This window comes from Pseudomarimonas arenosa (assembly GCF_014841215.1).
GTDB lineage: Bacteria > Pseudomonadota > Gammaproteobacteria > Xanthomonadales > Xanthomonadaceae > Pseudomarimonas > Pseudomarimonas arenosa.
In genome coordinates, this window is record NZ_JACYTR010000054.1 from 1 (window position 1) to 25,527 (window position 25,527).

At 62.5% G+C, this 25,527-nt stretch carries 24 protein-coding genes; 18 read left to right on the forward strand and 6 right to left on the reverse strand.

Translation table 11 applies throughout. The features are described from left to right. Positions 1–448: 448 nt before the first annotated feature. Positions 449–2,584, reverse strand: coding sequence for a bifunctional 23S rRNA (guanine(2069)-N(7))-methyltransferase RlmK/23S rRNA (guanine(2445)-N(2))-methyltransferase RlmL (gene rlmKL, locus IFO71_RS17275; protein WP_192030917.1), 2,136 nt, complete (start codon positions 2,582–2,584; stop codon positions 449–451). Further along, on the reverse strand, positions 2,584–3,096 hold the full coding sequence (locus IFO71_RS17280) for an alpha/beta family hydrolase (protein WP_192030918.1): 513 nt from the start codon (positions 3,094–3,096) through the stop codon (positions 2,584–2,586). The genes rlmKL and IFO71_RS17280 overlap by 1 nt, the downstream gene beginning before the upstream one ends. Before the next feature lie 84 nt (positions 3,097–3,180). Here IFO71_RS17280 and IFO71_RS17285 point away from each other — a divergent pair, with 84 nt between their 5' ends. The 4 genes from IFO71_RS17285 (at position 3,181) to IFO71_RS17300 (ending at position 6,354) form a co-directional block, all read left to right on the forward strand. Continuing rightward, positions 3,181–3,744 carry an N-acetylmuramoyl-L-alanine amidase gene (locus IFO71_RS17285; RefSeq protein ID WP_425502911.1) on the forward strand — a complete coding sequence of 188 codons (564 nt, stop codon included), beginning with the start codon at positions 3,181–3,183 and terminating at the stop codon, positions 3,742–3,744. A gap of 86 nt (positions 3,745–3,830) precedes the next feature. Further along, a complete protein-coding gene (tesB, locus tag IFO71_RS17290) occupies positions 3,831–4,706 on the forward strand; it encodes an acyl-CoA thioesterase II (protein WP_192030919.1) in 876 nt (291 codons plus the stop codon). A gap of 5 nt (positions 4,707–4,711) precedes the next feature. Continuing rightward, on the forward strand, positions 4,712–5,170 hold the full coding sequence (locus tag IFO71_RS17295; protein ID WP_192030920.1) for a putative signal transducing protein: 459 nt from the start codon (positions 4,712–4,714) through the stop codon (positions 5,168–5,170). Positions 5,171–5,175: 5 nt separating this feature from the next. Next, complete coding sequence (locus IFO71_RS17300) at positions 5,176–6,354, forward strand: RNA polymerase sigma factor (protein WP_192030921.1); 1,179 nt, start codon at positions 5,176–5,178, stop codon at positions 6,352–6,354. A 141-nt stretch (positions 6,355–6,495) separates the two neighbouring features. Here IFO71_RS17300 and IFO71_RS17305 read toward each other — a convergent pair whose 3' ends face one another. Beyond that, positions 6,496–7,218, reverse strand: coding sequence for a pseudouridine synthase (locus IFO71_RS17305; RefSeq protein WP_332309403.1), 723 nt, complete (start codon positions 7,216–7,218; stop codon positions 6,496–6,498). A 342-nt stretch (positions 7,219–7,560) separates the two neighbouring features. Between IFO71_RS17305 and IFO71_RS17310 the strand changes: the two genes are divergently transcribed. The 7 genes from IFO71_RS17310 (at position 7,561) to IFO71_RS17340 (ending at position 14,313) form a co-directional block, all read left to right on the forward strand. Further along, on the forward strand, positions 7,561–8,505 hold the full coding sequence (locus IFO71_RS17310) for an acyl-CoA desaturase (RefSeq protein ID WP_225444753.1): 945 nt from the start codon (positions 7,561–7,563) through the stop codon (positions 8,503–8,505). Positions 8,506–8,508: 3 nt separating this feature from the next. Next, positions 8,509–9,786 (forward strand): NAD(P)/FAD-dependent oxidoreductase, encoded by a 1,278-nt coding sequence (locus IFO71_RS17315; protein WP_192030924.1) that lies wholly within the window; start codon positions 8,509–8,511, stop codon positions 9,784–9,786. After that, a complete protein-coding gene (locus IFO71_RS17320) occupies positions 9,783–10,589 on the forward strand; it encodes a DUF1365 domain-containing protein (RefSeq protein WP_332309404.1) in 807 nt (268 codons plus the stop codon). Before IFO71_RS17315 ends, IFO71_RS17320 begins: the two co-directional genes overlap by 4 nt. Further along, positions 10,586–11,866, forward strand: coding sequence for an SAM-dependent methyltransferase (locus IFO71_RS17325; RefSeq protein WP_192030926.1), 1,281 nt, complete (start codon positions 10,586–10,588; stop codon positions 11,864–11,866). The genes IFO71_RS17320 and IFO71_RS17325 overlap by 4 nt, the downstream gene beginning before the upstream one ends. Further along, positions 11,845–12,390, forward strand: a complete 546-nt coding sequence (locus IFO71_RS17330) for a DUF2878 domain-containing protein (RefSeq protein ID WP_225444754.1) — start codon at positions 11,845–11,847, stop codon at positions 12,388–12,390. The genes IFO71_RS17325 and IFO71_RS17330 overlap by 22 nt, the downstream gene beginning before the upstream one ends. Before the next feature lie 9 nt (positions 12,391–12,399). Then, entirely contained in the window at positions 12,400–13,182 is a 783-nt protein-coding gene (locus IFO71_RS17335; RefSeq protein ID WP_192030928.1) for a DUF1295 domain-containing protein, read from the forward strand. Between the two features lie 105 nt (positions 13,183–13,287). Continuing rightward, positions 13,288–14,313: an SAM-dependent methyltransferase gene (locus IFO71_RS17340; RefSeq protein WP_192030929.1), complete on the forward strand. Its 1,026-nt coding sequence runs from the start codon at positions 13,288–13,290 to the stop codon at positions 14,311–14,313. Positions 14,314–14,858: 545 nt separating this feature from the next. Here IFO71_RS17340 and IFO71_RS17345 read toward each other — a convergent pair. Together IFO71_RS17345 and IFO71_RS17350 are read right to left on the reverse strand one after the other, a co-directional pair. Then, positions 14,859–15,158 carry a hypothetical protein gene (locus IFO71_RS17345; RefSeq protein WP_192030930.1) on the reverse strand — a complete coding sequence of 100 codons (300 nt, stop codon included), beginning with the start codon at positions 15,156–15,158 and terminating at the stop codon, positions 14,859–14,861. Between the two features lie 212 nt (positions 15,159–15,370). After that, on the reverse strand, positions 15,371–16,459 hold the full coding sequence (locus IFO71_RS17350; protein WP_192030931.1) for an OmpA family protein: 1,089 nt from the start codon (positions 16,457–16,459) through the stop codon (positions 15,371–15,373). Between the two features lie 340 nt (positions 16,460–16,799). Here IFO71_RS17350 and IFO71_RS17355 point away from each other — a divergent pair, with 340 nt between their 5' ends. The 7 genes from IFO71_RS17355 (at position 16,800) to IFO71_RS17385 (ending at position 24,290) form a co-directional block, all read left to right on the forward strand. Further along, a complete protein-coding gene (locus tag IFO71_RS17355; RefSeq protein ID WP_192030932.1) occupies positions 16,800–18,827 on the forward strand; it encodes an NADPH-dependent 2,4-dienoyl-CoA reductase in 2,028 nt (675 codons plus the stop codon). A 638-nt stretch (positions 18,828–19,465) separates the two neighbouring features. After that, positions 19,466–19,909 carry a cell wall hydrolase gene (locus IFO71_RS17360; protein ID WP_192030933.1) on the forward strand — a complete coding sequence of 148 codons (444 nt, stop codon included), beginning with the start codon at positions 19,466–19,468 and terminating at the stop codon, positions 19,907–19,909. A 198-nt stretch (positions 19,910–20,107) separates the two neighbouring features. Beyond that, positions 20,108–20,500 (forward strand): PTS sugar transporter subunit IIA, encoded by a 393-nt coding sequence (locus IFO71_RS17365; protein ID WP_192030934.1) that lies wholly within the window; start codon positions 20,108–20,110, stop codon positions 20,498–20,500. Next, positions 20,493–20,762, forward strand: coding sequence for an HPr family phosphocarrier protein (locus IFO71_RS17370; RefSeq protein ID WP_192030935.1), 270 nt, complete (start codon positions 20,493–20,495; stop codon positions 20,760–20,762). Before IFO71_RS17365 ends, IFO71_RS17370 begins: the two co-directional genes overlap by 8 nt. Before the next feature lie 52 nt (positions 20,763–20,814). After that, positions 20,815–22,521 (forward strand): phosphoenolpyruvate--protein phosphotransferase, encoded by a 1,707-nt coding sequence (ptsP, locus tag IFO71_RS17375; protein ID WP_192030936.1) that lies wholly within the window; start codon positions 20,815–20,817, stop codon positions 22,519–22,521. Positions 22,522–22,608: 87 nt separating this feature from the next. Further along, on the forward strand, positions 22,609–23,568 hold the full coding sequence (locus IFO71_RS17380; RefSeq protein ID WP_192030937.1) for an acetyl-CoA carboxylase carboxyltransferase subunit alpha: 960 nt from the start codon (positions 22,609–22,611) through the stop codon (positions 23,566–23,568). A 335-nt stretch (positions 23,569–23,903) separates the two neighbouring features. Beyond that, positions 23,904–24,290 carry a DUF1841 family protein gene (locus IFO71_RS17385; RefSeq protein ID WP_192030938.1) on the forward strand — a complete coding sequence of 129 codons (387 nt, stop codon included), beginning with the start codon at positions 23,904–23,906 and terminating at the stop codon, positions 24,288–24,290. Positions 24,291–24,469: 179 nt separating this feature from the next. Here IFO71_RS17385 and folP read toward each other — a convergent pair whose 3' ends face one another. Continuing rightward, on the reverse strand, positions 24,470–25,369 hold the full coding sequence (folP, locus tag IFO71_RS17390; RefSeq protein ID WP_192030939.1) for a dihydropteroate synthase: 900 nt from the start codon (positions 25,367–25,369) through the stop codon (positions 24,470–24,472). Positions 25,370–25,527: the final 158 nt, after the last annotated feature.

Sequence of the window (25,527 nt, forward strand, 5' to 3'; positions counted from 1 at the left end):
GCTCGCGGATTCTCTCGTTTCGACACGATCCGCACCGTCATCTTCTTGATCGCGGGCAAGCTCAACTTCCGAGCTGTTAACCCGCATGCTACCTAACTTACCCACTCAGAATTCAACAGAGCCATATTTCATGAGGTCGCGCCGAAAGATCCGGCAATTCCAAGCGGGGCGAGAGTTTCGACCGATGGTGTTGAGATAGCAGAGTGTTCGCGATCTTTCGGCGCTGGCACGGCCCTCATTCGGCCGCTGCGCGGCTACGCAGGGCATTCGCCCTGAGGTCCTTTGCGTTAGCGGGCTGCTGAAAAAACCTCCATCCAGGATGGTCTTCAGCGCGCGCCGTCCGTGGCGCGCAAAATCGGGCTGCTGAAATGAGTCTCAGCAACCAGCTTGGTCTGCTATCTCGGTTGAGTCGAACGACTTCAGCACAGCGCAAGCGTTCTGACAGCGGCTAATGACGCAACAGATAAACCTGATGAATGCGCGGGTTGCGTTCGAAGTCAGGCGGCAAGGCTGATGCGCCCATCAGTTCGACCCGATACGCCTGCTCGATTTCCTGCTCCAGCCTGAATTTGCGCAAATTGTTCGAGAACACCAGGGTCCCCCCTTCGGCAAGCCGGGCCATGCAGGCATGCAACAGCTTGACGTGATCGCGCTGAACGTCGAAATCCGCCGCCCGAGCCGAATTGGAGAAACTCGGCGGGTCGCAGAAAATCAGATCGAATCGGGCTCGCTCGGCATCCAGCCAGGCCACCACATCAGCCTGCACCAGACGATGGCTGCTGCCACTCAACTGATTGGCTGCCAGGTTCTCAGCCGCCCACTGAAGATAGGTGGCGGACAAATCGACGCTGGTGGTGCTGGCGGCACCGCCGGCGGCGGCATGCACCGAGGCCGCACCGGTGTAGCAGAACAGGTTGAGAAAACGCCGGCCACGGGCGTGCTCGGCCAACCAGGCGCGCACTGGGCGATGATCGAGAAACAAGCCGGTATCCAGGTAATCAAACAGATTCACCTTCAGCCGCAGGCCGGCCTCATCAACCCAGAGGGTCTCGCCACGTCGTTCCATCACACCATACTTGCTGCCACCCTTGGCCTTCAGACGCCGCTTCAAGGCCAACTGTGATCGCGGCACTTCGAATACCTGTTCGGCCGCCGCCAACAACTCGTTCCATCGACGACTGGTTTCGGCCTCAGGAATCTCAGCCGGCGCCTGATATTCCTGAACATGCAGATAGAGTGGCCTATCCCCATCGCAGCCCTGATAGACATCAATCGCTGCGGAGTACTCGGGCAGATCAGCATCGTAGGCGCGAAAGCAGCTGACCTGCTCGCGTTCACGCCAGCGTTTCAGCTTCTTCAGATTCTTGCGCAGCCGATTGGCCACCATCTCGGCACCGGGACTCAGCTCGCGCCGAGCGACTTCTGCGGTCGAGCGCGGGCGCGGCGGCTCGATTGAGTCGACCACGATCAGGCGGCATTCAAGACTGCCATTGAACAGGGTGTAACGCTTCTTGGCTCGAAGCCCAGTGGCCTTGGCCAATTCATCATTGCCGCACAGCAGGCCGGCGCGCCAACCGGGGGCGATCTGCCCCAACTGCAGGCCGAAGCGTCGGTAAAGATCCAGATCGGCAGCCAAACGCTCATCGTAGGGAAGATTGCACACTACCAGTCCAGTCTCCGCGCCTTGCGCTGGCAACTGTTCAAAAGCGCGATGATCGAAATGGATCAGCCCCCCCACGCCCGCCGCTTCGGCGTTGGCCTGTGCGGCCTGCAGCGTGCGACGGTCGATATCGCTGCCGTAGTAGCGCGGCTTGGCGGTAGCAAGTCCGGCCTTGGCACGTTGCTCGGCCTCCTCGCGAATGCGCTGCCAAGCGTTGTTGGGCCAGCCGAGCCAGCGGTTCGGGGCGTTTTGCCGGTATCGCAGATACCCCGGCGCCACGTCGGCTGCCATCCAGGCCGCTTCGATCAACAGCGTACCGCTGCCGCACATCGGATCAAGCACGGGTTGCTCCGACGCCAGCCATGCGTTCCACCCCGAGCGCAGCAGCACCGCCGCAGCCAGATTCTCCTTCAGCGGCGCACTGCCCTGCCCTTCGCGCCAGGCGCGCCGGTGCAGTGGCCCGCCAAGATCAAGCGACAAGGTACAGCGGCCCTTGCGCAACAGCAGATCGATACGGATATCGGCAAACTCACGATCAACATCAGGACGCGAGCCACTGGCGGCGCGCAGCTTGTCGACGATCGCGTCCTTGGCACGCCGAGCCACGAACTGCGAATTGATCAGGCTGCCCGAGCGGCCGTGGGCATCGATCCACAAACGGCCGTCGGCGCGCATATGCTCAGACCAGGGAATCTCCAACACACCCTGATACAGCGCATCCTCGTCGTCACAGACAAACTCTGCCAAAGGCAGCAGCAGGCGACTGCCGAGTCGCGACCACATCGCCACCCGGGCGGCATCCTCAAGCTCGGCATCAAAGCGAACGCCGGCCAATTGCTCGCGCGGCCGCCCCATTCCCAATGCAGCCAGCTCATCGACCAGCAGATACTCCAGCCCCTTGGCGCAGGAAACGAAGAATTCCATCAACGTCGCGCCAGGAAGCGTCCGAACGCCTCCGCACAGTGTTGAACATGGTTCTCCAGTCGATGTCCATCATCGACCAACTCGAGATGGGCGCGGCGCGCCTGCGCCCAGCGAACGACATCACCCACCGGGCAAATCTCATCGTTCCATCCGTGCAGCACGGCCGTCGGCACCGCTGCCGCACGCAACGGGCCGGCAAAGCCGTCAATGACGATGGGCGGCGCAATCAGGTACAGGCCGACACAGGGGACTTCCTGACTGGCCAGGGCCGAAATGAAAGCCCCCATGCTGGAGCCTGCCAGCACCAGCGGCTGCGAGGCCTGCCGAGCACGCTCCACCAACAGCGACAGGCGGCGGTGAATATCCTCGACCCTGCCGTCAGCATCGATCTGGGAGTAGTCCGGGCGTTCGTGGGTCCAGCCCAGACGCTCGGCCACTGCGGCCATGGCGCTGACCTTGGTGGCAGCGGGGCTGCTGTGCAGTCCGTGAGACAAAATGACATGGCCGGGCATGGAAAACTCAGGCTTGGGCGTCGCCGGACGCGGACGGGAGCGCTATTGTAACGATCCCCGATGGCCGCCAACGATATGCCGAGGATGGACGCTAACCCGCCGAACATCACCATTGAGCCACTGCCCTATGAGGAAGCGCTGGATGCTCGCCCGCGCTCAAGCATCCAAGGCGTTGTCATTCATTGCACCGAGACACCGGATCTGGAAACCGCGCGCGAGTTCGGCGAACGGGTGCTGTACACCAGCGGCACCGGCAATTCGGGCCACTACTACATCGACCTCGACGGCAGCATTCACCAATTCGTGGACATCGAGCGGGTGGCCCACCACGTGCGTGGTTACAACCAGCAGACGATCGGCATTGAACTGGTCAACCCGGGCCGCTTTCCGCGCTGGTATGACCATGACCATCAATCCATGGTGCACCCATACCCGCAGGCGCAGATCGATGCCCTGATGGACTTGCTGGCCAGGCTGCGCCACGAGCTGCCGGACTTGGCCTGGATCGCCGGCCATGAGGACCTCGACACCGAGCAGGTGCCAGCGGCCAACAACCCCAAGCAATTGATCTACCGCAAGCGTGACCCCGGACCGCTGTTCCCTTGGCCGCGGGTGATCGAAGCCGGCTGGACCCGCCTCGGCGACTAGCCTGGCTTCATCTTCGCGGCAGCCGGATTGCTATTATTGGCGGCTGAGCGGCGGCCGAGGACCGGCGCGCAACGGAGGATTCGCGCTTGCATACCCTGGTGGCTGAACTGCTGGAGCTGCTCCGCCTGGAGCGACTGGAAGACAATCTGTTCCGCGGCCAAAGCCGTGATATCGGCACTCGCTACGTGTTTGGCGGGCAAGTGCTGGGACAGGCAGTGTCCGCAGCGCAGCAAACCGTGGCTGGAGAGCGGCCGGTGCATTCGCTGCACGCCTATTTCCTGCGCGCCGGCGATATTGAGCATCCGATCGTGTACGACGTCGATCGCACCCGCGATGGCGGCAGCTTCTCGGTGCGCCGAGTCACGGCGATTCAGAAAGGCCAGCCGATCTTCGTCCTGGCAGCCAGCTTCCATGAGCCGGAGGCCGGTGCTGAACACCAGCTTTCACCGCCAGAAGTTCCACAGCCGGATGATCTGCCCGGCCCGGTCGAGATGGACGCCGCCACCCTGGCCCAGTTACCGCCGAAGATGCAGCGCTGGTTATCACAGAAGGGACCATTCGAATTCCGTCCGGTGTATCCGCGCGACGAATTGCGCCCGACCAAACGCCCGCCTTATCAACAGGTTTGGTTTCGGCTGATCGATGAAATTCCCGATGAGCCCGCTTTGCATCAGGCCCTGCTGGCCTATGCTTCCGACTTCCACCTGATTGGCACGACCACCTTTCCACATGGCATCTCCTACCTGCAGCCCAACGTGATGATGGCCAGCCTCGATCACGCCATGTGGTTTCACCGACCGCCTCGGATGGACGACTGGCTGCTGTATGCCTGCGACAGCCCCAGTGCACAGGGCGCTCGCGGCCTGGCCCGCGGCAGCATCTATGACCGCCAGGGCAAGTTGATTGCGTCCACCGCTCAGGAAGGCCTGATTCGGGTCATCCCACCGGCCACCAGGGGCTGACGGCAATGCGTCAGGTGTATGCATCCAGTCGGCTGGAAAATGTTGAGCGGGTGGCCGAGCTCCTGCAGCAGGCGGACATCGAGGTCTATGTCAGCGAAGGCCGGTCCTACAAAGGCAACCGACGCCGCCAGTTCAGTTTTCGCGAGGGTCAGCAGCCCGAATCCGGGGTTTGGATCGTCAAGGCCGACGATCTCAGCCGCGCCAATCAGATCATGCGTGAAATCGGGCTGGGTCGCTCGACCCGTGATCACAGCTTCGTGCCCTCGGCAGGCCGCGTCTACAGCGCCGCCGACGCCGGGAGGAAGCGTTCGCCGGCAGCGCGGGTGCGCACCGTACTGCTGATCATTCTGACCATCCTGGCCGGAATCACCAGTTGGAAAATGCTTCGCGGCGGCGAAGCGACTCAGCCGGCGTCACAACCCGAGGCGATCATCGTCGAGACCTGCACTGATAACTGCGACTGAACCCCATGAAGCCCGAAGCCCTGCTCAGCCTGATCGAACTTCACCTGCCGGCCGCCCAGAAGGGTGACCAGGAGGCCTTTGGCCAGATTGTGGCTGGCTGCCAGAGCGGCATCACTGCCATCGCCCTGGCCATCGTGCGCGACATTCAGGCCAGCGAGGATATTGCCCAGGAGGCATTCCTCAATGCCTGGACGCATCTGCGGCGGCTGCGCAGCTCGTCCAGCTTCCTGCCCTGGCTGCGCCAGATCACGCGCAATCTGGCCCGTGATCATCTGCGACGTCGCAAGACCGAGCGGCGCTTCGACGGCGATATGGATGACATCCTGCGCGTGGTGGCCGATCCCTCACCGGACGTGCCGGATCGCCTGTCCCGTCAGGACGAAGAGCAGGTGGTGGCCGATCTGATCGATGAGCTGCCGGAAGAGACTCGCGAAATCCTGTTGATCTACTACCGTGAAGGACAGAGCTCGAAGCAGGTTGCCGACCTGCTCGGCATGTCCGATGCCGCCGTGCGCAAGCGCCTGCAGCGCGCCCGCGACAGCCTGCGCAACGATCTGGTTGCCCGCCTGGGAGACTTCGCGCGCGCCACCGCGCCCACAGCAGCCTTTACCGCCCTGGTCGTGGCCGGCTTGATGGTCAGCCCCAGCGCTGCCGCAGCGGGTATCGCCGCTGGCGGTGCGGCGGCGTCCAAGGGCATCAGCAAGATGCTGTTCGGCGCCGGGGCAGCCAGCAAGGGCGCGTCGAAGTTGCTGGTCGGCGCAGCCGGCGGCATCGTGTTTGCGCTGATCGCCGGAATCGCTGGCGTACTGTTTGGCGTGCGTCGCTACTGGGGCACAGCGATCGATGAGCAGGAAAAGCGCCAGCTGGCCTGGTATGCCGTCACCGGCATCGCTGTCGTGTTCCTGTTTACCGGCCTGATGGGCTGGGCAGCACATCTCGACAGCATGTCCTGGGCCACGGCGGCATTCTTCGGCCTGATCGTCGCCATCGGCGCCATGAATCTGACCTGGATGCCCCATATCCTGCGCCGTCGGCATGCGCAGGAAGCGGCGATCAGTCGCGTGGCTGCGGCGATGGCGCGACGCGAAGAGCGCAAGCAGGCATGGCTGGGCATCGTGCTCGGCCTGCTGTTCGGCGGCATCGGCCTCGCCGCCGCCAGCTGGATGCTGCATTCCACGGTGTAAGGCAGGTCTTGACCCGCCGTTTTCCGTTGAGGATGTCGGCGGGTCGAGACCAACAATTTAGCTGCATTGCTCCGTCGCAGCGCGCACACCGTCTCGAATTTCTTCAACAACCGGTTTCGCGGCAAGGTGGAACGAAACGCTCTAGCCCAAACCCGACATCTCGGCTTCACTCAGCCATCGCCACTCGCCCTTGCCGAGTTCACCCAGCTCGACGTTTCCGACGGCGATGCGGATCAGGCGCATGACCGGCAGGTTCAGGGCAGCGAGTATGCGGCGGATCTGGCGATTGCGGCCTTCATCGAGCACGATGCGCAACCAGCTGTTCTTTTCGCCCTGACGCATCATCTCGACCTGCTTGACGGCGAGCCGCTCGCCGGCGTCGACAATGCCCTCGCCCATACGCTGCAGATGCGCAGGCCCGCACAGGCCACGCACCTGCACGGCATAGGTCTTGTCCGGCCCTTGCTGTGGTGAACATAAGCGGGCTGCCCAGGCCGGGTCATTACTGAACAGCAAGAGGCCTTCGCTGGCCTTGTCCAACCGTCCCACCGGTGCCAGCCAAGGCAGGTCGTGGCCATCAAAACAGCGGTAAACGGTGTCGCGGCCTTGCTCATCCTGGGTGGTGGTAAGCAGACCGCGTGGCTTGTTGAGCATCAGGCAGCAGCGCCGCGGAGCATCCAGCGGGTGGCCATCCAAGCCCACCTTGTCGATCCCTTCGCGCACCGGGAATTCGGGGTTGCGCTCGATCCGGCCATTGACCGTGACGCGCCCGGAGACCACCCATTGAGCTGCTACGCTGCGTGAACAAACGCCGCGCTTGGACAGCACGCGGGCCAGCCCGAAGCGCGGACCAGGCGTCACCATCGATGAGCTGTCCCGAGATCGCATGGGCGAGAGCATGAACGAGACACCCGGCCACCGCCAGATCGTCTTGACGCCGCTTTCAGATCCTCTTCATTCGCAACAGAGGCGTTGCCTGACATAGAAACACGCTCTCGACAAGGATTGCCAAGCACCGAGCGTACCGCCATGCTCAAGCCTGGGGCCGCGGGATTGGCTCAGCTTCGCGCCGCGTTAACTATTTGTTTGCAACCGCTGCACCTTGCTGACGCGTAGCGTAACAAGCCGGCAGTGGCTCAACCGGATCATCACCTGATCGACGGCATGCTCCGTTGGGCTGTGCGCAACCACCTTGTCCAGAAGCAAATGAACAAAACCGACGGACCTGCTCTTCAAATCCTGCAAGCGCTGCGACAGTGGTTCGACACTCAATCGAGCGCGGCCACTGATCCAACCACCCTTTCAGATCGCATTGATTGGCTGCGGGTGCTGCCATTCGTAGGCATGCATCTGGCCTGCCTGGGGGTTTTTTGGGTCGGCGTCTCCTGGTTCGCCGTCGCCGTGGCCGTTGCGCTGTATGCCCTGCGCATGTTCGCCATCACCGGCTTCTATCATCGTTACTTCTCGCACAAGGCGTTCAAGACCTCGCGGCTGATGCAGGCGCTGTTCGGAATGATCGGAGCCACCAGCGTGCAACGCGGCCCGATCTGGTGGGCAGCGCACCACCGTAATCATCACCGTCATTCCGATACCGAATGCGATGTGCATTCGCCAGTCACACGCAATCTGCTGTGGAGCCACATGGGCTGGTTCCTGACGCCCCGCGGTTTCGCTACCGATGTCAGCGTGGTGAAAGACCTGCGCCGCTATCCCGAACTGGTGCTGATCGATCGCTTCGACACCTTGGTGCCGGTGGCGCTGGCGACCGGCCTGTTCTTCCTCGGTGGCTGGCTGGAGAAGGCGCATCCGGAGTTGGGCACGTCGGCGGGACAACTGCTGATCTGGGGCTTTTTCGTCTCCACTACCCTGCTGTTCCACGCTACCGTCACCATCAACTCCCTGGCTCATCGGTTTGGCAGCCGCCGCTTCGATACGCGCGACAACAGCCGCAACAACCTCTGGCTTGCGCTACTCACCTTCGGCGAGGGCTGGCACAACAATCATCACCACTTTCCCGGCTCGGCGCGGCAGGGCTTTCGTTGGTGGGAAATCGATCTCACCTACTACCTGCTTCGTCTGATGGCGATGTTGGGTCTGGTCTGGGATCTCAAACCAGTACCGGCGCAGTTGCGTCGACGGGTAGGAGCCTGAGCGATGCGGATCGCCGTCGTCGGTTCCGGCGTTTCCGGCTTGGCCAGCGCCTGGCTGTTGAGCCAACAGCATCAGGTGACGTTGTTCGAGGCCGACTCGCGGCTGGGCGGGCATACCCATACGCACACGGTCGAGATCCAAGGCCATGTCTACCACGTAGACAGCGGCTTCATCGTCTGCAACCCGCTCAACTATCGATTGTTCTTTGCCCTGCTCGACGAACTCGGCGTGGAAACCCAGCCCACCACCATGAGTTTCGCCGTGAAGTCGGCCAGAACCGGGCTGGAGTACAACGCCGGCAGCAATGGCGGCCTGTTCGTGCAGAAGCGCCGGCTGTTTTCGCTGCGTCACTGGCGCATGCTGAGCGACATCCTGCGCTTTTATCGCGAAGCACCGTCCCTGTTAGCGATCGACGGACCCGGGCCCAGCCTTGGCGACTATCTCGACGCTCACGGCTACAGCGGCGGCTTCTGCGATGAACACCTGATTCCGATGGCCTCGGCCCTGTGGTCATCGCCCTCGCAGCAGATCCGCCAGTTTCCCGCCAAGTACCTGCTCACCTTCATGGCCAATCACCACATGCTGCAGGTCGAAGGACGGCCGGAATGGCGGGTGGTGAAAGGCGGGTCCAGTGCCTACATCGAGGCGATGCGCGCGACCTGGCGGGTCGACGTTCGCAGTGCTTGCCCGGTGCGGCAAGTCCAGCGCACCGACCTTGGCGTCGAGATCGGCCTGGACGCCGGCTCTGAACACTTCGATCAGGTGGTACTCGCTTGCCACAGCGACCAGGCGCTTGCCCTGCTCGGCGATCCAAGTGAGCGCGAACGCGAGATCCTGGGCGCCATACCCTACCAGCACAACGACACCGTACTGCACACCGATGCACGCCTGCTGCCGCGCGATCGACGCGCATGGGCGGCCTGGAACGCTCTGATTCCAAGCAGCGAGTCCGAGCAATGCACGGTCAGCTACTGCATGAACCTGCTGCAGTCGATCGACTGCCCGCAGCCCTTGGTGGTCACCCTCAATCGCAGCGAGGCCATCGATCCCAACCGCGTGTTGGCACGGATGGCCTACCAGCACCCGATCTACACCGCCAGCAGCGTGGCAGCCCAGGCTCGCAAGGGCGAGATCAGCGGGCAGCGCAACACCTGGTATTGCGGCGCTTATTGGGGCTGGGGATTTCACGAAGATGGCATGCGCAGCGCGGTAGACGTTGCCCATGGACTGGGTGTGCATTGGCCGGCAAGCGCCGTCAGGGCGCAGGGGAGCGCGGCGTGAGCCAACCTGCCAGCGAACGACCGAGGGCCAGCGCGATCTATCGCGGGCACATCGTGCATCGTCGCAACAGCCCGCGACCGCACCGTTTCCGCTATCCGCTGTTCCTGCTCTATCTCGATCTGGACGAGTTGGAGCAGCTGTTTCGGGGCCGTTGGTTCTGGTCGGTGAATCGGCGGAATCTGGCCGAGTTCCGCCGCAGTGACTACTTGGGCGACGCTGACCGACCGCTGAGCGATTGCGTGCGCGACGAGGTGCAAACGCACACCGGCCATCGCCCCGCAGGGCCGATTCGTCTGCTCACTCATCTGCGCTACTTCGGCCATTGTTTCAATCCGGTGAGCTTCTACTACTGCTTCGAAGCCGACGGCACCACACCAAACTGCATTGTGGCGGAGATCACCAATACCCCCTGGCAAGAACGCCATCGCTATGTGCTGGATCTGCGCCGTGCCGAAGCCACCCCACGAGGATGGATCTGGCAGTTCGACAAGCAGTTCCATGTGTCGCCCTTTTTGCCCATGAACCGGCAGTATCGTTGGCGCTTCAGCGCCCCCGACGAACAACTATTCGTGCATATGGACTCCATCGACCGGAGCATCACCGACTTCGATGCCAGCCTCAGCCTGACGCGACAACCGATCAGTGCCGGCAATTTGGCCGCCCAGCTGCTGCGCTTTCCCGCCATGACCATGCAAGTGGTACTTGGCATCCACTGGCAGGCGCTGCGCTTGTGGCTGAAGCGCAACCCGGTTTATGACCACCCTGACAAATGGGCACAACACGCCAAGGATCTTGATCGATGAGCGATGCCTACGAACACAGCCTGCCGCAACAGCCGGAAACGTCGGCCGGCCCATTGGGGCGCCTGCTGCGACGACGCTTGCTGGATCTGCTGGCGCAATTGCGCGGCTGCGAAATCGAACTGTCCGATGGCGAGGATAATTTGACGCTTGGATCGATCGAAGACGGCCAGCACGACCCAATACGTGTGCGCGTCGACGTTCTGAACCACGAGTTCTATCGGATGACCGCAGCGCAAGGCTCGGTAGGTGCGGCCGAAGCCTATATGGAAGGCCATTGGCGTTGCAGTGATCTGGTTGGACTGGTGAGAATCCTGGTTCGAAACCGCCACCTCCTCGACGCCATGGAGACTGGCACGGCTCGGCTGGGTGGCTGGCTACTGAACGCCTGGCATGGGCTTCGCAGGAATACCAAGAGCGGCAGCCGTCGCAACATCGCCGCTCACTACGATCTCGGAAACTCGCTGTTCAAGCTGTTCCTGGACAGCAACATGATGTACAGCTCAGCGATCTTCGCCAACGCTGATGAATCGCTGGAGACGGCCTCCGAGCGCAAGCTCGATCGCATCTGTCAGAAACTGCAGCTGCGCCCGGGTCTGCGAGTGGTCGAGATTGGTACCGGCTGGGGCGGGTTCGCGCTGCACGCAGCCGGCCGCTATGGTTGCCACGTGACCAGCACGACGATTTCAGCCGAGCAACATGCCTTGGCGAAACAACGTGTGGAGGCAGCCGGACTTCAGGATCGCGTCACCCTGCTGCAGGATGATTATCGCGACCTGACGGGCCGGTACGATCACCTGGTTTCCATCGAAATGATCGAAGCGATCGGCCATCAGTACCTTAACACCTACTTTGAAAAGGTGGCTGCCCTACTGAAGCCGGAAGGTTCGGCACTGATTCAAGCCATCACCATTGAAGATCACCGCTACCAGCAGGCGCTGACCTCGGTCGATTTCATCAAGCGATTCGTCTTCCCCGGCAGCTTCATTCCCTCGGTATCGGCCATGCTGGGAGCCGCTGCGCGCACCGACCTGCGACTTTTCAATCTGGAAGACATTGGACCGAGCTACGCGCTCACTCTGCGTCACTGGCGGCGTCGCTTCATGAGCCGACTGTCTGAGGTTAGAGAGCTCGGCTATCCCGATCGGTTCATACGCATGTGGGAGTTCTACCTCGCCTATTGCGAAGGTGGCTTCATCGAGCGTTCGATCGGCAATGTGCACCTGCTGTTCACCAAGCCCGGTAGTCGCCGTGGCGAATGGCTACCGGGACTGGTCTGATGCGCTTCTGGGCCAATCTGATCGGGTTTCAGGCGGTATGGATGGCGTCGGTGGGCGGCGCTGCCAACGGCTACTGGTGGCTCGGCCCGCTGGCGGTGTGCCTGTTTGCCGGCTACCAGATCGGCGTCGGCCCCGACCGCCGCGCCGATCTGCTCATTCTGGCTGCCTGCGCGGTGCTCGGGTTCCTGGTCGATTCGCTGTGGGTGCAGCTCGGCTGGATGCAGTTCGCCTCTCCGCTGCCCTGGGCCCATCTGGCGCCGGTCTGGATCGTGGCCATGTGGATCGGCTTTGCACTCACGCTCAATCACTCACTGGCCGGCTTCAAGAAGCGACTGTGGCTGGCCGCGGCATTCGGTCTGGTCGGCGGTCCACTGGCCTACTACGCCGCCGCCCGTGCTTGGTCGGCCGTGGCCATCGCCGAGGGCGCTGGGCCCTACATCGGCCTGGCATTGGCCTGGGGTGTTCTGACGCCGCTGCTGTTGCTGCTGGCCGAGCGCTGGCAGCGTGCTACGGCGCCGGCCTGAGGACTGCCGATGGATTTCGCACCGCTGCTCCACGTGCTGATCGCCGCGGTCATCCTGATGAGCCTGGCGTTCGAAGTGCAACGACGCACCCGCAACGCCGGCATTGTCGATGTGGTCTGGGCCGGCGGCATGGCCGCCGCCGCCGTGTACTACGGCGTGGTCTCGGAAGGATCGGCACTCAGCCGCTTCCTGGCCGCGATGCTGGGCGGCGTATGGGGTGCCCGGCTCTGCCTGCACCTATTGTGGCGTGTACTGCACGAGGAAGAAGACGGCCGCTACCGCTACCTGCGCCAGCATTGGCAGGACAGCCAAGCCAAGTTCTTCGGATTCTTCATGCTACAGGCCGGTTTCACTGCCTTGTTCTCGGTACCGTTTCTGATTGCCGCCAACAACCCCACAGCCAGCCTGAGCATTTGGTCAATTGCCGGCGTGCTGGTGTGGCTGCTGAGCCTCTGTGGCGAATCTCTGGCCGATCGCCAACTGGCCGCATTCCGGGCCGACCCGGCCAACCGCGGCAAGACCTGCCGCGCGGGCCTGTGGCGCTACTCCCGCCACCCCAACTATTTCTTTGAATGGCTGCACTGGTTTGGCTGGGTCCTGCTCAGCGTTGGCGCAGCGAACGCCTGGTTAAGCCTGCTCGGCCCATTGCTGATGGGCGCCAGCTTGGTCTGGATCACCGGCATCCCGTTCGTGGAAGCCCAAAGCCTGCGCTCGCGCGGCGATGACTACCGGCGCTACCAACAGGAGACCTCGATGTTTTTTCTGTGGCCGCCTAGGAGCCGAGATTCGTGATTCGGGATTCGGGATGCGCCGGCTGCGGCGTACCCAATACCCGTCGCCCGAACTCTTAACTCCAATCTCCGATCTCCGATCTCCGAATCACGAATCACGAAACCCATGCTTATAGACCTCTGCGAACGTGGCTTGATCCCCGACCCCTTGACCCGACTCGGCATTCGCCGCCTGTGTGCCCAGCGCCTGCGCGATGAACGCGCCGATGATGCCGTAGCGGCCTGGGAGCGATTTCGCAGCTTGCTTGCAGAGCTGCGCGGATCGGCGGTGGCGATCGAAACCGAAGCTGCCAATGAGCAGCATTACGAGGTGCCAGCCCGCTTCTTCGAGCTGTGCCTGGGCAAGCGTCTGAAGTATTCGAGCTGCTATTACCCCAGCGGCAAGGAGAGCCTGGATCAGGCCGAGGAGGCGATGTTGGCCCTCTACGGCGAGCGCGCCGAACTGGCCGACGGGCAGGACATCCTAGAGCTGGGCTGTGGCTGGGGCTCGCTGACGCTGTGGATGGCAGAACGGTATCCCAACGCACGGGTCACCGGGGTCTCCAATTCGCACGGGCAACGCCAGCACATCCTATCTCGAGCCGCCGAGCGCGGGCTCGATAACGTCGAGATCATCACCTGTGACGTCAATGCCCTGAGTCTTGAGCGCCGTTTCGATCGTTGTGTGTCGATCGAGATGTTCGAGCACATGCGCAACTACCAAGTGCTCCTCGAGCGTATCCATGGCTGGCTGAAGCCCGGTGGCAAGCTGTTCGTACACATCTTCTGCCATCGCGAACTGATGTATCCGTTCGAAACCGAAGGCGATGACAACTGGATGGGCCGCTATTTCTTCACCGGCGGATTGATGCCCTCAGCCGACACCCTGCTGCATTTCCAGCAGCACCTGACCCTGGAGCAGCAGTGGCGGCTGTCCGGCCAGCACTATGAGCGCACCGCCAACCATTGGCTGGAAAACCAGGATAAGCACCGCGACGAGGTGTTAAAGGTGCTGGAGCAGGCCTATGGCCCGGAACAGGCGCAGCGCTGGCACCAGCGCTGGCGCATGTTCTGGATGGCCTGCGCCGAACTGTTTGGCTACCGCGACGGCCATGAGTGGCTGGTGGGCCACTATCGTTTTGTCAAACCCTAACCCGGATATTTCATGAGGGGGCGCGGATGATCACCGAGGACTTTGCGTCGAGTGCAAGGCGCGACGAGCCCAAGTGGTGGGCCCACTTGGGCGAGATCGGGACGCAGTCCCGCGTAGCTGCGACAGCAGCCGACCGAGCGTAGCGAAGGCGCAGGCTACGAAGTAGCCGTTGCTGCGTAGCAGCCGACCGAGCGTAGCGAAGGCGCAGGCTACGAAGTAGCCGTTGCTGCGTAGCAGCCGAACAACGCGGCAATCGGCGCAAAGGACCTCAGGGCGAATGCCCTGCGTAGCCGCGCAGCGGCCGAATGAGGGCCGTGCCAGCGCCGAAAGATCGCGAACACTCTGTTATCTCAACACCATCGGTCGAAACTCTCGCCCCGCTTGGAATTGCCGGATCTTTCGGCGCGACCTCATGAAATATCCGGGCTAAGTGTGTTGCCGATCCAGGCTGCAGCGCGCTGCAGCCGCGGAGCGCTGTGGGTTGTCCTCAGTGCATCTGAGTGCACCGAGGCACAGACCACGCTGGGGAACAACTGTCTGGTTGATTATTCGCTGACGGTGGGTGCGGCCGGGCTGCTCTCGCCGTTTTCGGCCTTGGCTCGCACGATGCGGATGCCGCGACTCTCCATCCACGCGTCGAACTGTTCGGCACTCATCTTTTCGCCCGGCTTCATATTGAATCGATACGGCGTATTGTCGAACTCAGTCTGCTTCTGGTAACTCGCGTCGGCGTACTGCGCGCGGCGCGCTTCATCGCGCGAAACCATTTGCTCGAAGGTGATTCCGTCGGTGAACCGCGGTGACACGGCTGGCGCCACTGCAGCATGCGGCGCGGCGATGGCCATTTGGCACACGGCGCTTCCCACAGCCAAGGCGGTGATGAGGCAGAGGGACTTGTTCAGCTTGTGCACTGGCGCACCCGGGCGACTCTCAATGCCAGGATCATAGCTGTTGTCGCATCAGCAACATAGACCTGCATCGCAGTTCTGCGCTGAGGACGACCCAAAAAACAAGGCCCGGTAACCCGGGCCTTGTGTCCTTTCACAGAGCGTAGCGCTTAGTTCTGAACATTGAGTTCAGTACGGCGATTCTTCTCGCTCTTGCAGCCCGGCAGGCCCTGATCGGTGGACTCCAGCGGACGGCTCTCGCCGTAACCGTTCGGGCCCATCAAACGGCCGGCAGAAATGCCCTTGCCGGTGAGGTAGTCGAATACCGCCTTGGCGCGATTCTCGGACAGCGTCTGGTTGTAGGCATCGGTACCACACAGGTCGGTGTGACCGGCGACTTCAACCTTGATTTCCGGGTACTTCGACAGGATGCCGATGGCTTCATCAAGGATGGCAATCGCATCCGGGCGCAGGGTGGCCTTATCGAAATCGAAGTTCACGCCGCGCAGGTCGATGGTCAGCGGCACCGGGCAGCCATCCGGACCCACAGCCTGGCCGGCCTGCGAATTCGGGCACTTGTCCTCGCAGTTGTTGACGCCATCGCCGTCATCATCCATATCGGCGCAGGTCTTCTTCGGCGGCGGCGGCGGGGGCGGCGGCGGCGGAGCCGGCGGCTCAGGCAGATCGCCCATCTTCACCACGATGGAAACGCTGGCGATGGTATCGGTGAAGTCATCGCCAATAGGACCGGCGCGATCATCGAAATCCCAAACCGACGCCAGTTCGGCGCGACCGGAGAAACGGTCGTTGAAGTCAGCCTGCAGGCCAACGCCAACCTTGCTATAGAAATTGTTGTCCTTGCGCTGGCGCGGACCGCTGGTATCCAGCGCGGCGAACTCCTGCTCCGAACGCTTGGCGCCAGCACCGAACGAGACGTATGGCCACCAGTTATCACCCTCATCACGGAAGTGATAGCGGCCGGTCAAGCCCATGCCGATCATGCTCCAGTTCAGGTCTTGAGCATCGTTCTGCGGATTCACGTAGTAGAGGTCGGCGTCCCACGACCAGCGCGGCGCGACGAAGCGGCCAAACCCAAGATGACCGGTGACGTCGTCGTCGACATTGCGGTCGGAATCGAGAAAGCCATAGCCGACACCCGCGGTGAAATACCAGCGGTCGTCAAGCTGCTCGTCGGCTACTGCGGCCTGGGCGACGCCCAGAATCCCGAGCAGCGCTCCACACAACAGTTTCTTCTTCATCGCTCACTCCGATTGAAATAGTGAAGAACCTCAGGGCGCCGTCAGCGTTGCAAGACGGCGCAGGCCGCCAAGCATACTACCGATAAATTGCAGGCTTGTTAACGGAAAAATAACCGAGACTTTGCACCAGACCGGATCAGCTTGGCCTTTGGCGGCCAACCACGAACGCCCCCCATGCACCTTCGACGGCACCATTGGCGTGTTCCGGCTTGCAGCGCGCCAGTGCCGTGCGGCACCTTAGCTCTCGATCATTGTCGCTGCGACCGACCAACTGCCCTGGCTCTTGTGAATTGCGCGATTTCCGGGCAGGGTATCGCCTCCCATACGGATGCGTATTGCAATGAGTGAAGCCGCCTACCCTCACCTCCTTAGTGCACTCGACCTCGGCTTCACCACCCTGCCCAACCGCGTGCTGATGGGGTCAATGCATACCGGTCTGGAAGACAAGGCCAGCGACTTTCCGAAACTGGCCGCGTATTTCGGCGAGCGTGCGCGCGGCGGTGTCGGCCTGATCGTCACCGGTGGCATCGCACCGAACATGGTCGGCTGGCTCAAGCCGTTCTCCGGCAAGCTGTCGATGCCCTGGGAAGTACGGCGACACCGACTGATCACCCAGGCAGTACACAAGGAGGGCGGCAAGGTCTGCATGCAAATCCTGCATGCGGGTCGCTATGCCTATCACCCGCTATCGGTGGCGCCCTCGGCCATCAAGGCACCGATCAACCCATTCAAGCCGCGCGAGCTGTCATCTGCAGGCGTCGAGCGGCAAATCCGCGCCTTTGTCCGCTGTGCGGTGCTGGCCCGCGAGGCCGGTTACGACGGCGTCGAAATCATGGGTTCGGAGGGCTACCTGATCAATCAGTTTCTGGCCGCTCGCACCAATCACCGAGTGGATGACTGGGGCGGAAGCTTTGAGAGGCGGCTGCGCTTTCCGGTCGAGATCATTCGCCGCACCCGTGAGGCAGTGGGCAAGGATTTCATTCTGATCTTCCGCCTGTCGATGCTCGAACTGGTCGAGGGGGGCGCAAACTTCGATGAGGTGATCGCCTCGGCCAAGGCGATTGAGGCGGCCGGCGCCACCATCATCAACACCGGCATTGGCTGGCATGAGGCGCGCGTGCCGACGATCGCGACGTCGGTTCCGCGCGCGGCCTTTGCCAGCGTCACCGCCAAACTCAAACCCCACGTCAAGATTCCCTTGGTCGCGGTCAATCGAATCAACATGCCGGACGTGGCCGAGCAGGTCATTGCCAGTGGCCAGGCCGACATGGTGTCGATGGCGCGCCCGCTGCTGGCCGACGCCGAATGGGTGGTCAAGGCCAAACAGCGCCGTGCCGATGAAATCAACACCTGCATCGCCTGCAATCAAGCCTGCCTCGATCACGTGTTCGTGAACAAGAAGGCCAGCTGCCTGGTCAACCCGCGCGCCTGCGCCGAAACCGAACTCAACTACACGATTACCGACAAGCCAAGGAAGATCGCCGTAATTGGCGCCGGGCCAGCCGGTCTGGCGGCGGCCACCGTGGCCGCCGAGCGCGGTCATCAGGTGACCCTGTTCGACTCGGCGCAGGAAATCGGCGGCCAATTCAATCTGGCCAAGAAGATTCCCGGCAAGGAAGAGTTTCACGAAACCCTGCGCTATTTCCGGCGTCGGCTGGAAACCACCGGTGTGGCACAGAAGCTCGGCAAGCGCATCGGTGCCGAGCAGCTGATCGAGCAAGGGTTCGATGAAGTGCTACTGGCCACCGGCATTCGCCCGCGTCAGCTGAAGCTGGAAGGTATCGACCATCCGAAAGTCTGCAGTTATATCGACGTGCTGACCGGTCGGGTCGACATCGGTCGCCGCGTGGCGATCATCGGCGCCGGCGGCATCGGCTTCGACGTCGCCGAGTTTCTGGTTCACGACGGAGTATCGCCGTCGCTGCAGATTCCTCGTTGGATGGAAGAATGGGGCGTCGACCCCAGCTTTGAGTCGCCCGGCGGCTTGCGCGAGGCCAGCCCGGAACCAGCGGCGCGCGAGGTATGGCTGCTGCAGCGCAGCGAAGGACGCCCCGGCGCCAAACTGGCCAAGACCACCGGCTGGATTCACCGCGCCGCGCTGAAACACAAGCAGGTGAAGATGCTTGGCAACGTCAGCTATCAGCGCATCGACGACCAGGGCCTGCACGTCAGAATTGGCGAAGAAGAACGCTGCCTGGATGTTGACCATGTCGTGATCTGCGCTGGACAGGAGCCGCTGCGTGAGCTGTTCGAGCCCTTGCAGCAGGCCGGTCGATCGGTGCATCTCATCGGCGGCGCCGATGTGGCTGCCGAGCTCGATGCCAAGCGCGCCATCGCTCAGGGATCGCGATTGGCCGCCCGGCTCTAGCAGGCTGCTGAGACTCATTTCAGCAGCCTGATTTTGCGCGCCACGGTCGGCGCGCGGGGAACCAAACACGTAAGTGTTTGATTCCCGGCAAACCGTTCGACTGTGACCGGCGCAGGGCGGGCCTCCGGCGCCGTTCTGAACATCCTGTTGCCGCCGCTTCGATGGCCCGACAACCTCAATCATCCCGCTGTGCGAACCGTCCCGGCACCGCGGCGGCGGGCCAGGGCCCGCCCTTGCTTTCTTGCTTTTTTCTGCAAGATCAGTCACTTAAGCTGAACCACCTAGGGCGAATGCTCTAGAAACCGTGAGTAGGCTCACTTCCGAACGGACGACGCAAGCACTACCATTGCGTTCATCCGAGGTTCGGGATTGGCACACTACCTTGCGCCGCCCGAAACATGCAGAACGTCCCCGCGGAGGCCGCCGGGGCGTTCGAATAGGTCAGGTGACCGGCAAGGAGCCCTGTCACCTCTGCGGCTGGTGCCGCGATGCCGGATAGTCCGGCCCGCACCAGGCGTACCCCAACAACGCCATGGCATGCGTCCCCATTCTCAGGCCAAGATCGGCCGGAGAGCCTTGTGAGTACCTGAGTGATTGGGTGCCGGTGGACCAGTGTCGCAACGGAGAAGGAGTCCGCGATGAAGTTGGCCGCCGTACTTTGGCTAGCCTCGCTTATGCCCCAGCCGGTCAGTGACCCGCTGTGTCTGGCAACGACGGTGTATTTGGAAGCACGCAACCAGTCCGAACTGGGCCAGCGCGCAGTGGCAGAAGTGGCTCTGCGTCGCCTGGAATCAGGACGCTGGGGCAAGACCATGTGCGAGGTGGTGACTGCGCCCAAGCAGTTTGCCCCGACCCTGGTGTCGCCGGAGTTCCGGCTGAAAAACCTGAAGGCGTGGAATCGAGCTGCATCGGTGGCCTTCCGCAGTCAGCGCGAATGGCGGCTTCCCAGCCAACGTCGCCCCTTGGTCGTGCCGGGGGCCGACCACTTCGTCGCCGAGAAGCTGGCCAGCCCCGTGTGGGCCAAGGGCGTGCCAGTGGCGCAGATTGGCGATCACACGTTCTATCAGGTCATTCGCCTCTGACCGGCGATTAACTTGGGGCAGCTCCAATGCTGCCTTTCGCCCCGGCCGCCATGGGCGATCGGGGCAGCTTTGCCCGCGGCGCGGTGGTTGATGGCCTTTCGGCCTCGCCCCGATTCGGCGCAAGTATCGACAAGATGCCTGGCGACGGGGATACCGCCCCCCTTCGCCAAGCGACCTGCCTCCCGCTAAGATCGGCGTATGGCCGTTGGAATCTTGCTGATCACTCATCCTGGCGTGGGCGAAGCCCTGCGCCGCACCGCCGAGCGCGTGCTCGGCCGCCTGCCCTTGCAGATCGGCTGCCTCGAAGTCGAGTTTGATGCACCACTCGACCCCCTGCTGGCCGCGGGCAGCCAGAGCTTGCGTTCGCTCGATGAGGGCGAAGGCGTGCTGTTGTTGACCGACGTATTCGGCGCCAGTCCCAGCAATCTGGCTCAGCGCCTCACCGAACTGGGCACGGCGACGCGCCGAATCAGCGGACTTAACTTGCCGATGCTGCTGCGTTCGCTTAACTATGCTGACCTGCCGCTGGATAAACTCACCGAAGCAGCCATGAGCGGTGGCAAACTGGGAGTCAGGGTCGACCATGGTTGAACGCGATCTCCTGGTAATCAATCGACTCGGTCTGCACGCCCGTGCGGCAGCCAAGCTGGTGCAACTGGTCGGGAGTTTTCGATCCACCACGTTTCTGCTGGCCAAGGGGCGTGAAGTGAATGCCAAGAGCATCATGGGGGTGATGATGCTGGCGGCGGCTCAAGGCACTCAGGTCACTGTGCGGGTTGAGGGGGAAGATGAACACCAGGCAATCGAGGCGATTGCCGACTTATTCGGGCGTTATTTCGACGAGGGAGGATAGTCGCTCAATGAGAGCATGCGTGATCAGCATGGCCAGAATGGGGTGCCGCTGAGTGCGCCGCCTGTTTCAGGCCGCCGTCGCATCACGTGGGCTGGCGCTCGGTAGAGCACGGGTCAGAGAGCCTCATCGACTGGACGTCGAAGAGCGCAAGCTGCCGGAAGACGAAGTTGAGCGCGAGCGGCAACTGTTGCGCGAGGCGATGCGCGCGGCACGCTCCGAATTGAACGAATTGCGCGAGCGAGTACGCGGCGCACTGTCGCATGAAGTGGGCGAGTTTCTCGACTTGCACGCCATGCTGCTCGACGACCCTGAGTTGGCCGAAGGCCTGGACCAACTGGTGCGGGTCGGCCGCTTCAGCGCGGCGTCGGCGCTGCGCATGCAGCGCGATCGTCTGGTCTCGGTATTTGACTCGATCGACGATCCCTACATGCGCTCGCGTCGCGACGATATCGACCATGTGATCGGGCGGGTTTACGCGGCGCTGCATCCGGATCCGGCGCCGCAGATCATCGGCATGGCTGGCGAAGTGCTGGTGTGCGAGAACATTGCGCCCTCCGAACTGGCCCATATGCACGAGGAGGGCGTAGTCGCCATCATCACCTCAGGTGGCAGCCATCTGTCGCACAGTGCCATCCTGGCTCGTAGCCTGCATATGCCGCTGCTGGTCGGCGCACACGAAGCGCTGCAGCACATCAACGACGGCGAAGCGGTCATCGTCGACGCCAACGACGGCCAGATCATCGTCGAGCCCGATCCCGATGACCTGAAAGCGTTCCGTGAAGCGCGCGCCGATCAGCGTCGTGAACGCAAGGCCCTATCCAAGTTGCGCAAAGCGCCTTCGCGCACCCTCGATGGCGTCGAGATCCGGCTCTGGGCCAATGCCGAATCGCGCGAAGACGTCTCGCAAGCACATGCGTTGGGCGCCGCCGGCGTCGGCTTGTACCGCACCGAGTTTCTGTTCCTGCAGCGCGGCGAGTTGCCCAGCGAGGAAGAGCAGTTCCTGGCCTACCGCGATGCCGTATTGGGCATGGACGGCCGCCCCGTGACCATACGCACCCTCGATCTCGGCGCCGACAAGGCCGACGCCACCGGCTTGGCCATCGAAGACGAACCCAATCCGGCGCTCGGTCTGCGCGGCATTCGACTGTGCCTGGCGCATGCCGATGTGTTTCGCGAACAACTGCGGGCGATCTTGCGCGCCTCGGCCTACGGCCCCCTGCGCATCCTGGTGCCGATGGTGACTCATGTCGAAGAACTGCTGGCCTGCCACCGACTGCTCAGCGAGTGCGCCCAAGAGCTAGCCAAACGCAAAGTTAAGATCAATCAATTGCCACAGCTCGGCGCAATGATTGAAGTACCTGCCGCCGCGCTTGCCATCGACTCCCTGCTGCCGCACGCCGATTTCTGCTCGGTGGGCACCAATGACCTGATCCAGTACCTGTTGGCCGCCGACCGTGGCAATGACGCCCTATCCAGCATTGCCGCGCCAAGCCATCCCGCCGTCCTACGCTTGTTGGCGCATATCTTCGAGAGCTGCAGGCAGGCCGGGAAACCGGTTGCGGTCTGCGGCGAGATTGCCGCTGACCCGGTGTTTGCCCCGATCCTGCTCGGTCTGGGCCTGACTGACTTCAGCATGCATCCCTCCAGCCTGCTGGAGGTTCGCCGAGCCATTCGCGAGGCTGATCTCGGTGCCTTGATGCGCGATTCCAATCGGGCGAATTTCGGTCTCCTGCCACCATCGCAGCACCGCCAGCACTGATCGGTCTCCGGGAATTCCGCTGCGCCCGCCTGACCCGCCGACGCGCTCCCGGTATACTCGCGCATCATTGCGAGCAGCGACATTCTCATGAATCCAAATTTCCTCGAATTCGAACAACCCATCGCCGAACTGGAAGCCAAAATCTCTGAATTGCGGCATGCCAGCCACGGCTCGGCGTTCAACATCGATGAGGAAATCGCCAAGCTGCAAGACAAGCTCAAGGTGCGCACGGCAGAGATCTTCAAGACGCTCACGCCCTGGCAGATCTCGCAGTTGGCCCGCCATCCGCAGCGCCCCTACACGCTGGACTACCTAGGCGCCATCTGCGATGAGTTCGAAGAGCTAGCCGGCGATCGCGCATTTGCCGACGATCCGGCCATTGTGGGCGGCCTGGCCCGGGTCGATGGCAAACCGGTAGTGGTAATCGGCCATCAAAAAGGTCGCGACACCAAGTCGAAGATCCGGCGCAACTTCGGCATGCCCCGCCCCGAGGGCTATCGCAAGGCGCTACGACTGATGAAGCTGGCCGAGCGCTTCAAGCTACCGATCCTCACCTTTATCGACACCCCCGGCGCCTACCCTGGCGTCGGCGCTGAAGAGCGCGGCCAGAGTGAAGCCATTGCCCGCAACCTGCTGGAGATGGCCGAACTCAAGGTACCCATCATCTGCACGGTGATCGGCGAAGGCGGCTCAGGTGGCGCCCTGGCCATCGGCGTGGGCGACAAGACCCTGATGCTGGAATACAGCACCTACTCGGTCATCTCGCCCGAAGGCTGTGCTTCGATTCTTTGGAAAAGCGCCGAGAAGGCCCGCGATGCCGCTGAAGCCCTGGGCCTCACCGCCCCGCGTCTACACGAGCTGGGCCTGGTGGATCAGGTGGTGAAAGAGCCATTGGGTGGCGCCCATCGCCACCCGAAGGAAATGGCCAGTCGCTTGAAGGGCGTGCTGTGCGGCCACCTTGAACAGCTGCGCCAGCTCGACGTCCACACCTTGCTGGAGCAGCGCTACCAGCGGCTAAGAAGCTACGGGCGATTTCAGACCGTCTGAGATCTCGGTTGAACACAGCGCCATTCGCTCCGTCACCTCGGCTGAGTTTCCGCCATGCAACGCGATCGCTTCGGCGCGACCCATGGCATTCTCGAAGCGACACAAGGTCGGCGCAGAACTCGCCGACTTGGCTTGCTCCAGCGCCAGGTACACTCTGTCATGACGGCGTGCCCCCTCGGATTTGGCTTAGACACCAGAATCCTAAAGGGTTTTCACGCCGTCGCTATTTCTGCCTATGAAAAATCCGGGCTAACTGATAATTCCACCGGGCCTGCGCCGACAGCGCTGGCCCGGTAGAATCCGACACCGGACATCAGATAGGGAGTCGCAGCTGCATGGACGACGTCTACAACCCGAGTATCGCCCCGGTAGCTGATACTTGGCTCGCTCTACCAGAAATGGATCGCATAAATCTCGTCGAGGCATTCCACCAACTCTCGGGCGACTTCGGAGAAAGCCTGCGACTTCATGCTTCGATGCACGTCGTGGTCGAGAATCAGCTGGCGCTCGGGGAGCCCGCGGAAACCGGTCGGGCGCTCTCGCGTCTGCTTGCAGAGGGTCTGGATCGTCACGAGGCCATACATGCAATTGCCTCCGTCGTCTGTGAGCACATCTTTCCCGTCCTCAAGGCAACAGCAGAGGCGCCCGTTGCATTCGATTCGAAGAGCTATATCAACGCGCTGAACAACCTGTCGGAGAAGAGCTGGCGGGGGGAGTCCTGACCACACGCTCGCTCAGGCCCGCCTTGCCATGCTCGGAGCAGGGAATGGCGCCCAGGCAATCGTCAAACCCGACGCCGAGCGAAATCAGGCACCTTCTCTGGCGGCCGGGCAGCGAGGATGCTGGAGGACCTGGGCAACTGCTTGCTCATGCCGGCACCTTCCACGGCGCACGGGCCTGATCAATCCTCATCCGGCCAGGCAATCTTGGGCGCAGCAGACTTTGTCGCAGCTGACTGAACATATGGCTTCACCTCACACCAAACCTTGAGCGCATCCACCGTGGCAGCAACGTCATGCACGCGAACGATCGCAGCGCCGTGTTGAGCGGCGACCAGGGCAGCGGCCACCGAGCCAGCCAGACGATCACCGACCTCACGGCCAGTCACGGCGCCAATCATCGACTTGCGCGACACCCCCGCCAGCAGCGGCACTTTCAGATCAGCAAAGCGCGCAAGACGAGCCAGTAGCTGGTAGTTATGTTGCAGACTCTTGCCGAAGCCAAAGCCGGGATCGACGACGATGCGGCGTTTGTCGATGCCCGACATCTCACAGGCAAAGATGCGTTCGGCCAGGAAGCGATGCACATCGGCCACCACATCATCGTACTGCGGCGCATCCTGCATGCTGCGCGGCTCGCCTTGCATATGCATTAGGCACAGCGCGACCTGACTATCGGCCACCGCATCGATCGCACCCGGCTCGCGCAGCGCCCGAATGTCATTGATCAGATGAACACCGGCCGCAATCGCAGCGCGCATCACCTCTGGTTTCGCCGTATCCACCGAAACTGGCGCATCGCACTCGGCGAGCACCCGCTCCAGCACCGGCATCAGCCGCGCCAGCTCTTCATCCACGCTCACCGACTCGGCCCCGGGCCGAGACGATTCCGCTCCTAGATCCAGGATGTCAGCACCCTCCTCCAGCAAGCGCCGGGCCCGCTTCAACGCCGCCTCCACCGACGACAGCTGACCGCCATCGGAAAACGAATCCGGCGTTAGATTCACAATGCCCATCACCCGCGGTCGATCCAGGGTGATGGAACGGTTGGCTAATTGGAGCGTGGGGGTGATGTCGAACATTGCTCGTGATTGGTGATTGGTTATTGGTACAAGCATCGGCGGCGCGGCGACATCAGGTCAAGCCGCCAATCGCGTGCGCTTCGGTGATGTCCCCCAGGCTCCAAAAAACGAAAGAGCCGGACGATGCCGGCTCTTTCGAATCACGAATCACGAATCCC

What these genes read in the sequence shown, in the direction of transcription:
- IFO71_RS17340 (WP_192030929.1), top strand. Translation starts at nt 13,288, where the DNA reads ATGCTTATAGACCTCTGCGAACGTGGCTTGATCCCCGACCCCTTGACC.
- IFO71_RS17300 (WP_192030921.1), top strand. Translation starts at nt 5,176, where the DNA reads ATGAAGCCCGAAGCCCTGCTCAGCCTGATCGAACTTCACCTGCCGGCC.
- IFO71_RS17360 (WP_192030933.1), top strand. Translation starts at nt 19,466, where the DNA reads ATGAAGTTGGCCGCCGTACTTTGGCTAGCCTCGCTTATGCCCCAGCCG.
- IFO71_RS17310 (WP_225444753.1), top strand. Translation starts at nt 7,561, where the DNA reads ATGAACAAAACCGACGGACCTGCTCTTCAAATCCTGCAAGCGCTGCGA.
- IFO71_RS17330 (WP_225444754.1), top strand. Translation starts at nt 11,845, where the DNA reads ATGGCTACCGGGACTGGTCTGATGCGCTTCTGGGCCAATCTGATCGGG.
- IFO71_RS17355 (WP_192030932.1), top strand. Translation starts at nt 16,800, where the DNA reads ATGAGTGAAGCCGCCTACCCTCACCTCCTTAGTGCACTCGACCTCGGC.
- IFO71_RS17325 (WP_192030926.1), top strand. Translation starts at nt 10,586, where the DNA reads ATGAGCGATGCCTACGAACACAGCCTGCCGCAACAGCCGGAAACGTCG.
- IFO71_RS17335 (WP_192030928.1), top strand. Translation starts at nt 12,400, where the DNA reads ATGGATTTCGCACCGCTGCTCCACGTGCTGATCGCCGCGGTCATCCTG.
- folP (WP_192030939.1), bottom strand. Translation starts at nt 25,369, where the DNA reads ATGTTCGACATCACCCCCACGCTCCAATTAGCCAACCGTTCCATCACC.
- IFO71_RS17380 (WP_192030937.1), top strand. Translation starts at nt 22,609, where the DNA reads ATGAATCCAAATTTCCTCGAATTCGAACAACCCATCGCCGAACTGGAA.
- IFO71_RS17370 (WP_192030935.1), top strand. Translation starts at nt 20,493, where the DNA reads ATGGTTGAACGCGATCTCCTGGTAATCAATCGACTCGGTCTGCACGCC.
- IFO71_RS17280 (WP_192030918.1), bottom strand. Translation starts at nt 3,096, where the DNA reads ATGCCCGGCCATGTCATTTTGTCTCACGGACTGCACAGCAGCCCCGCT.
- IFO71_RS17350 (WP_192030931.1), bottom strand. Translation starts at nt 16,459, where the DNA reads ATGAAGAAGAAACTGTTGTGTGGAGCGCTGCTCGGGATTCTGGGCGTC.
- rlmKL (WP_192030917.1), bottom strand. Translation starts at nt 2,584, where the DNA reads ATGGAATTCTTCGTTTCCTGCGCCAAGGGGCTGGAGTATCTGCTGGTC.
- IFO71_RS17285 (WP_425502911.1), top strand. Translation starts at nt 3,181, where the DNA reads ATGGACGCTAACCCGCCGAACATCACCATTGAGCCACTGCCCTATGAG.
- IFO71_RS17295 (WP_192030920.1), top strand. Translation starts at nt 4,712, where the DNA reads ATGCGTCAGGTGTATGCATCCAGTCGGCTGGAAAATGTTGAGCGGGTG.
- IFO71_RS17385 (WP_192030938.1), top strand. Translation starts at nt 23,904, where the DNA reads ATGGACGACGTCTACAACCCGAGTATCGCCCCGGTAGCTGATACTTGG.
- IFO71_RS17305 (WP_332309403.1), bottom strand. Translation starts at nt 7,218, where the DNA reads ATGGTGACGCCTGGTCCGCGCTTCGGGCTGGCCCGCGTGCTGTCCAAG.
- IFO71_RS17365 (WP_192030934.1), top strand. Translation starts at nt 20,108, where the DNA reads ATGGCCGTTGGAATCTTGCTGATCACTCATCCTGGCGTGGGCGAAGCC.
- IFO71_RS17345 (WP_192030930.1), bottom strand. Translation starts at nt 15,158, where the DNA reads ATGGCCATCGCCGCGCCGCATGCTGCAGTGGCGCCAGCCGTGTCACCG.
- IFO71_RS17315 (WP_192030924.1), top strand. Translation starts at nt 8,509, where the DNA reads ATGCGGATCGCCGTCGTCGGTTCCGGCGTTTCCGGCTTGGCCAGCGCC.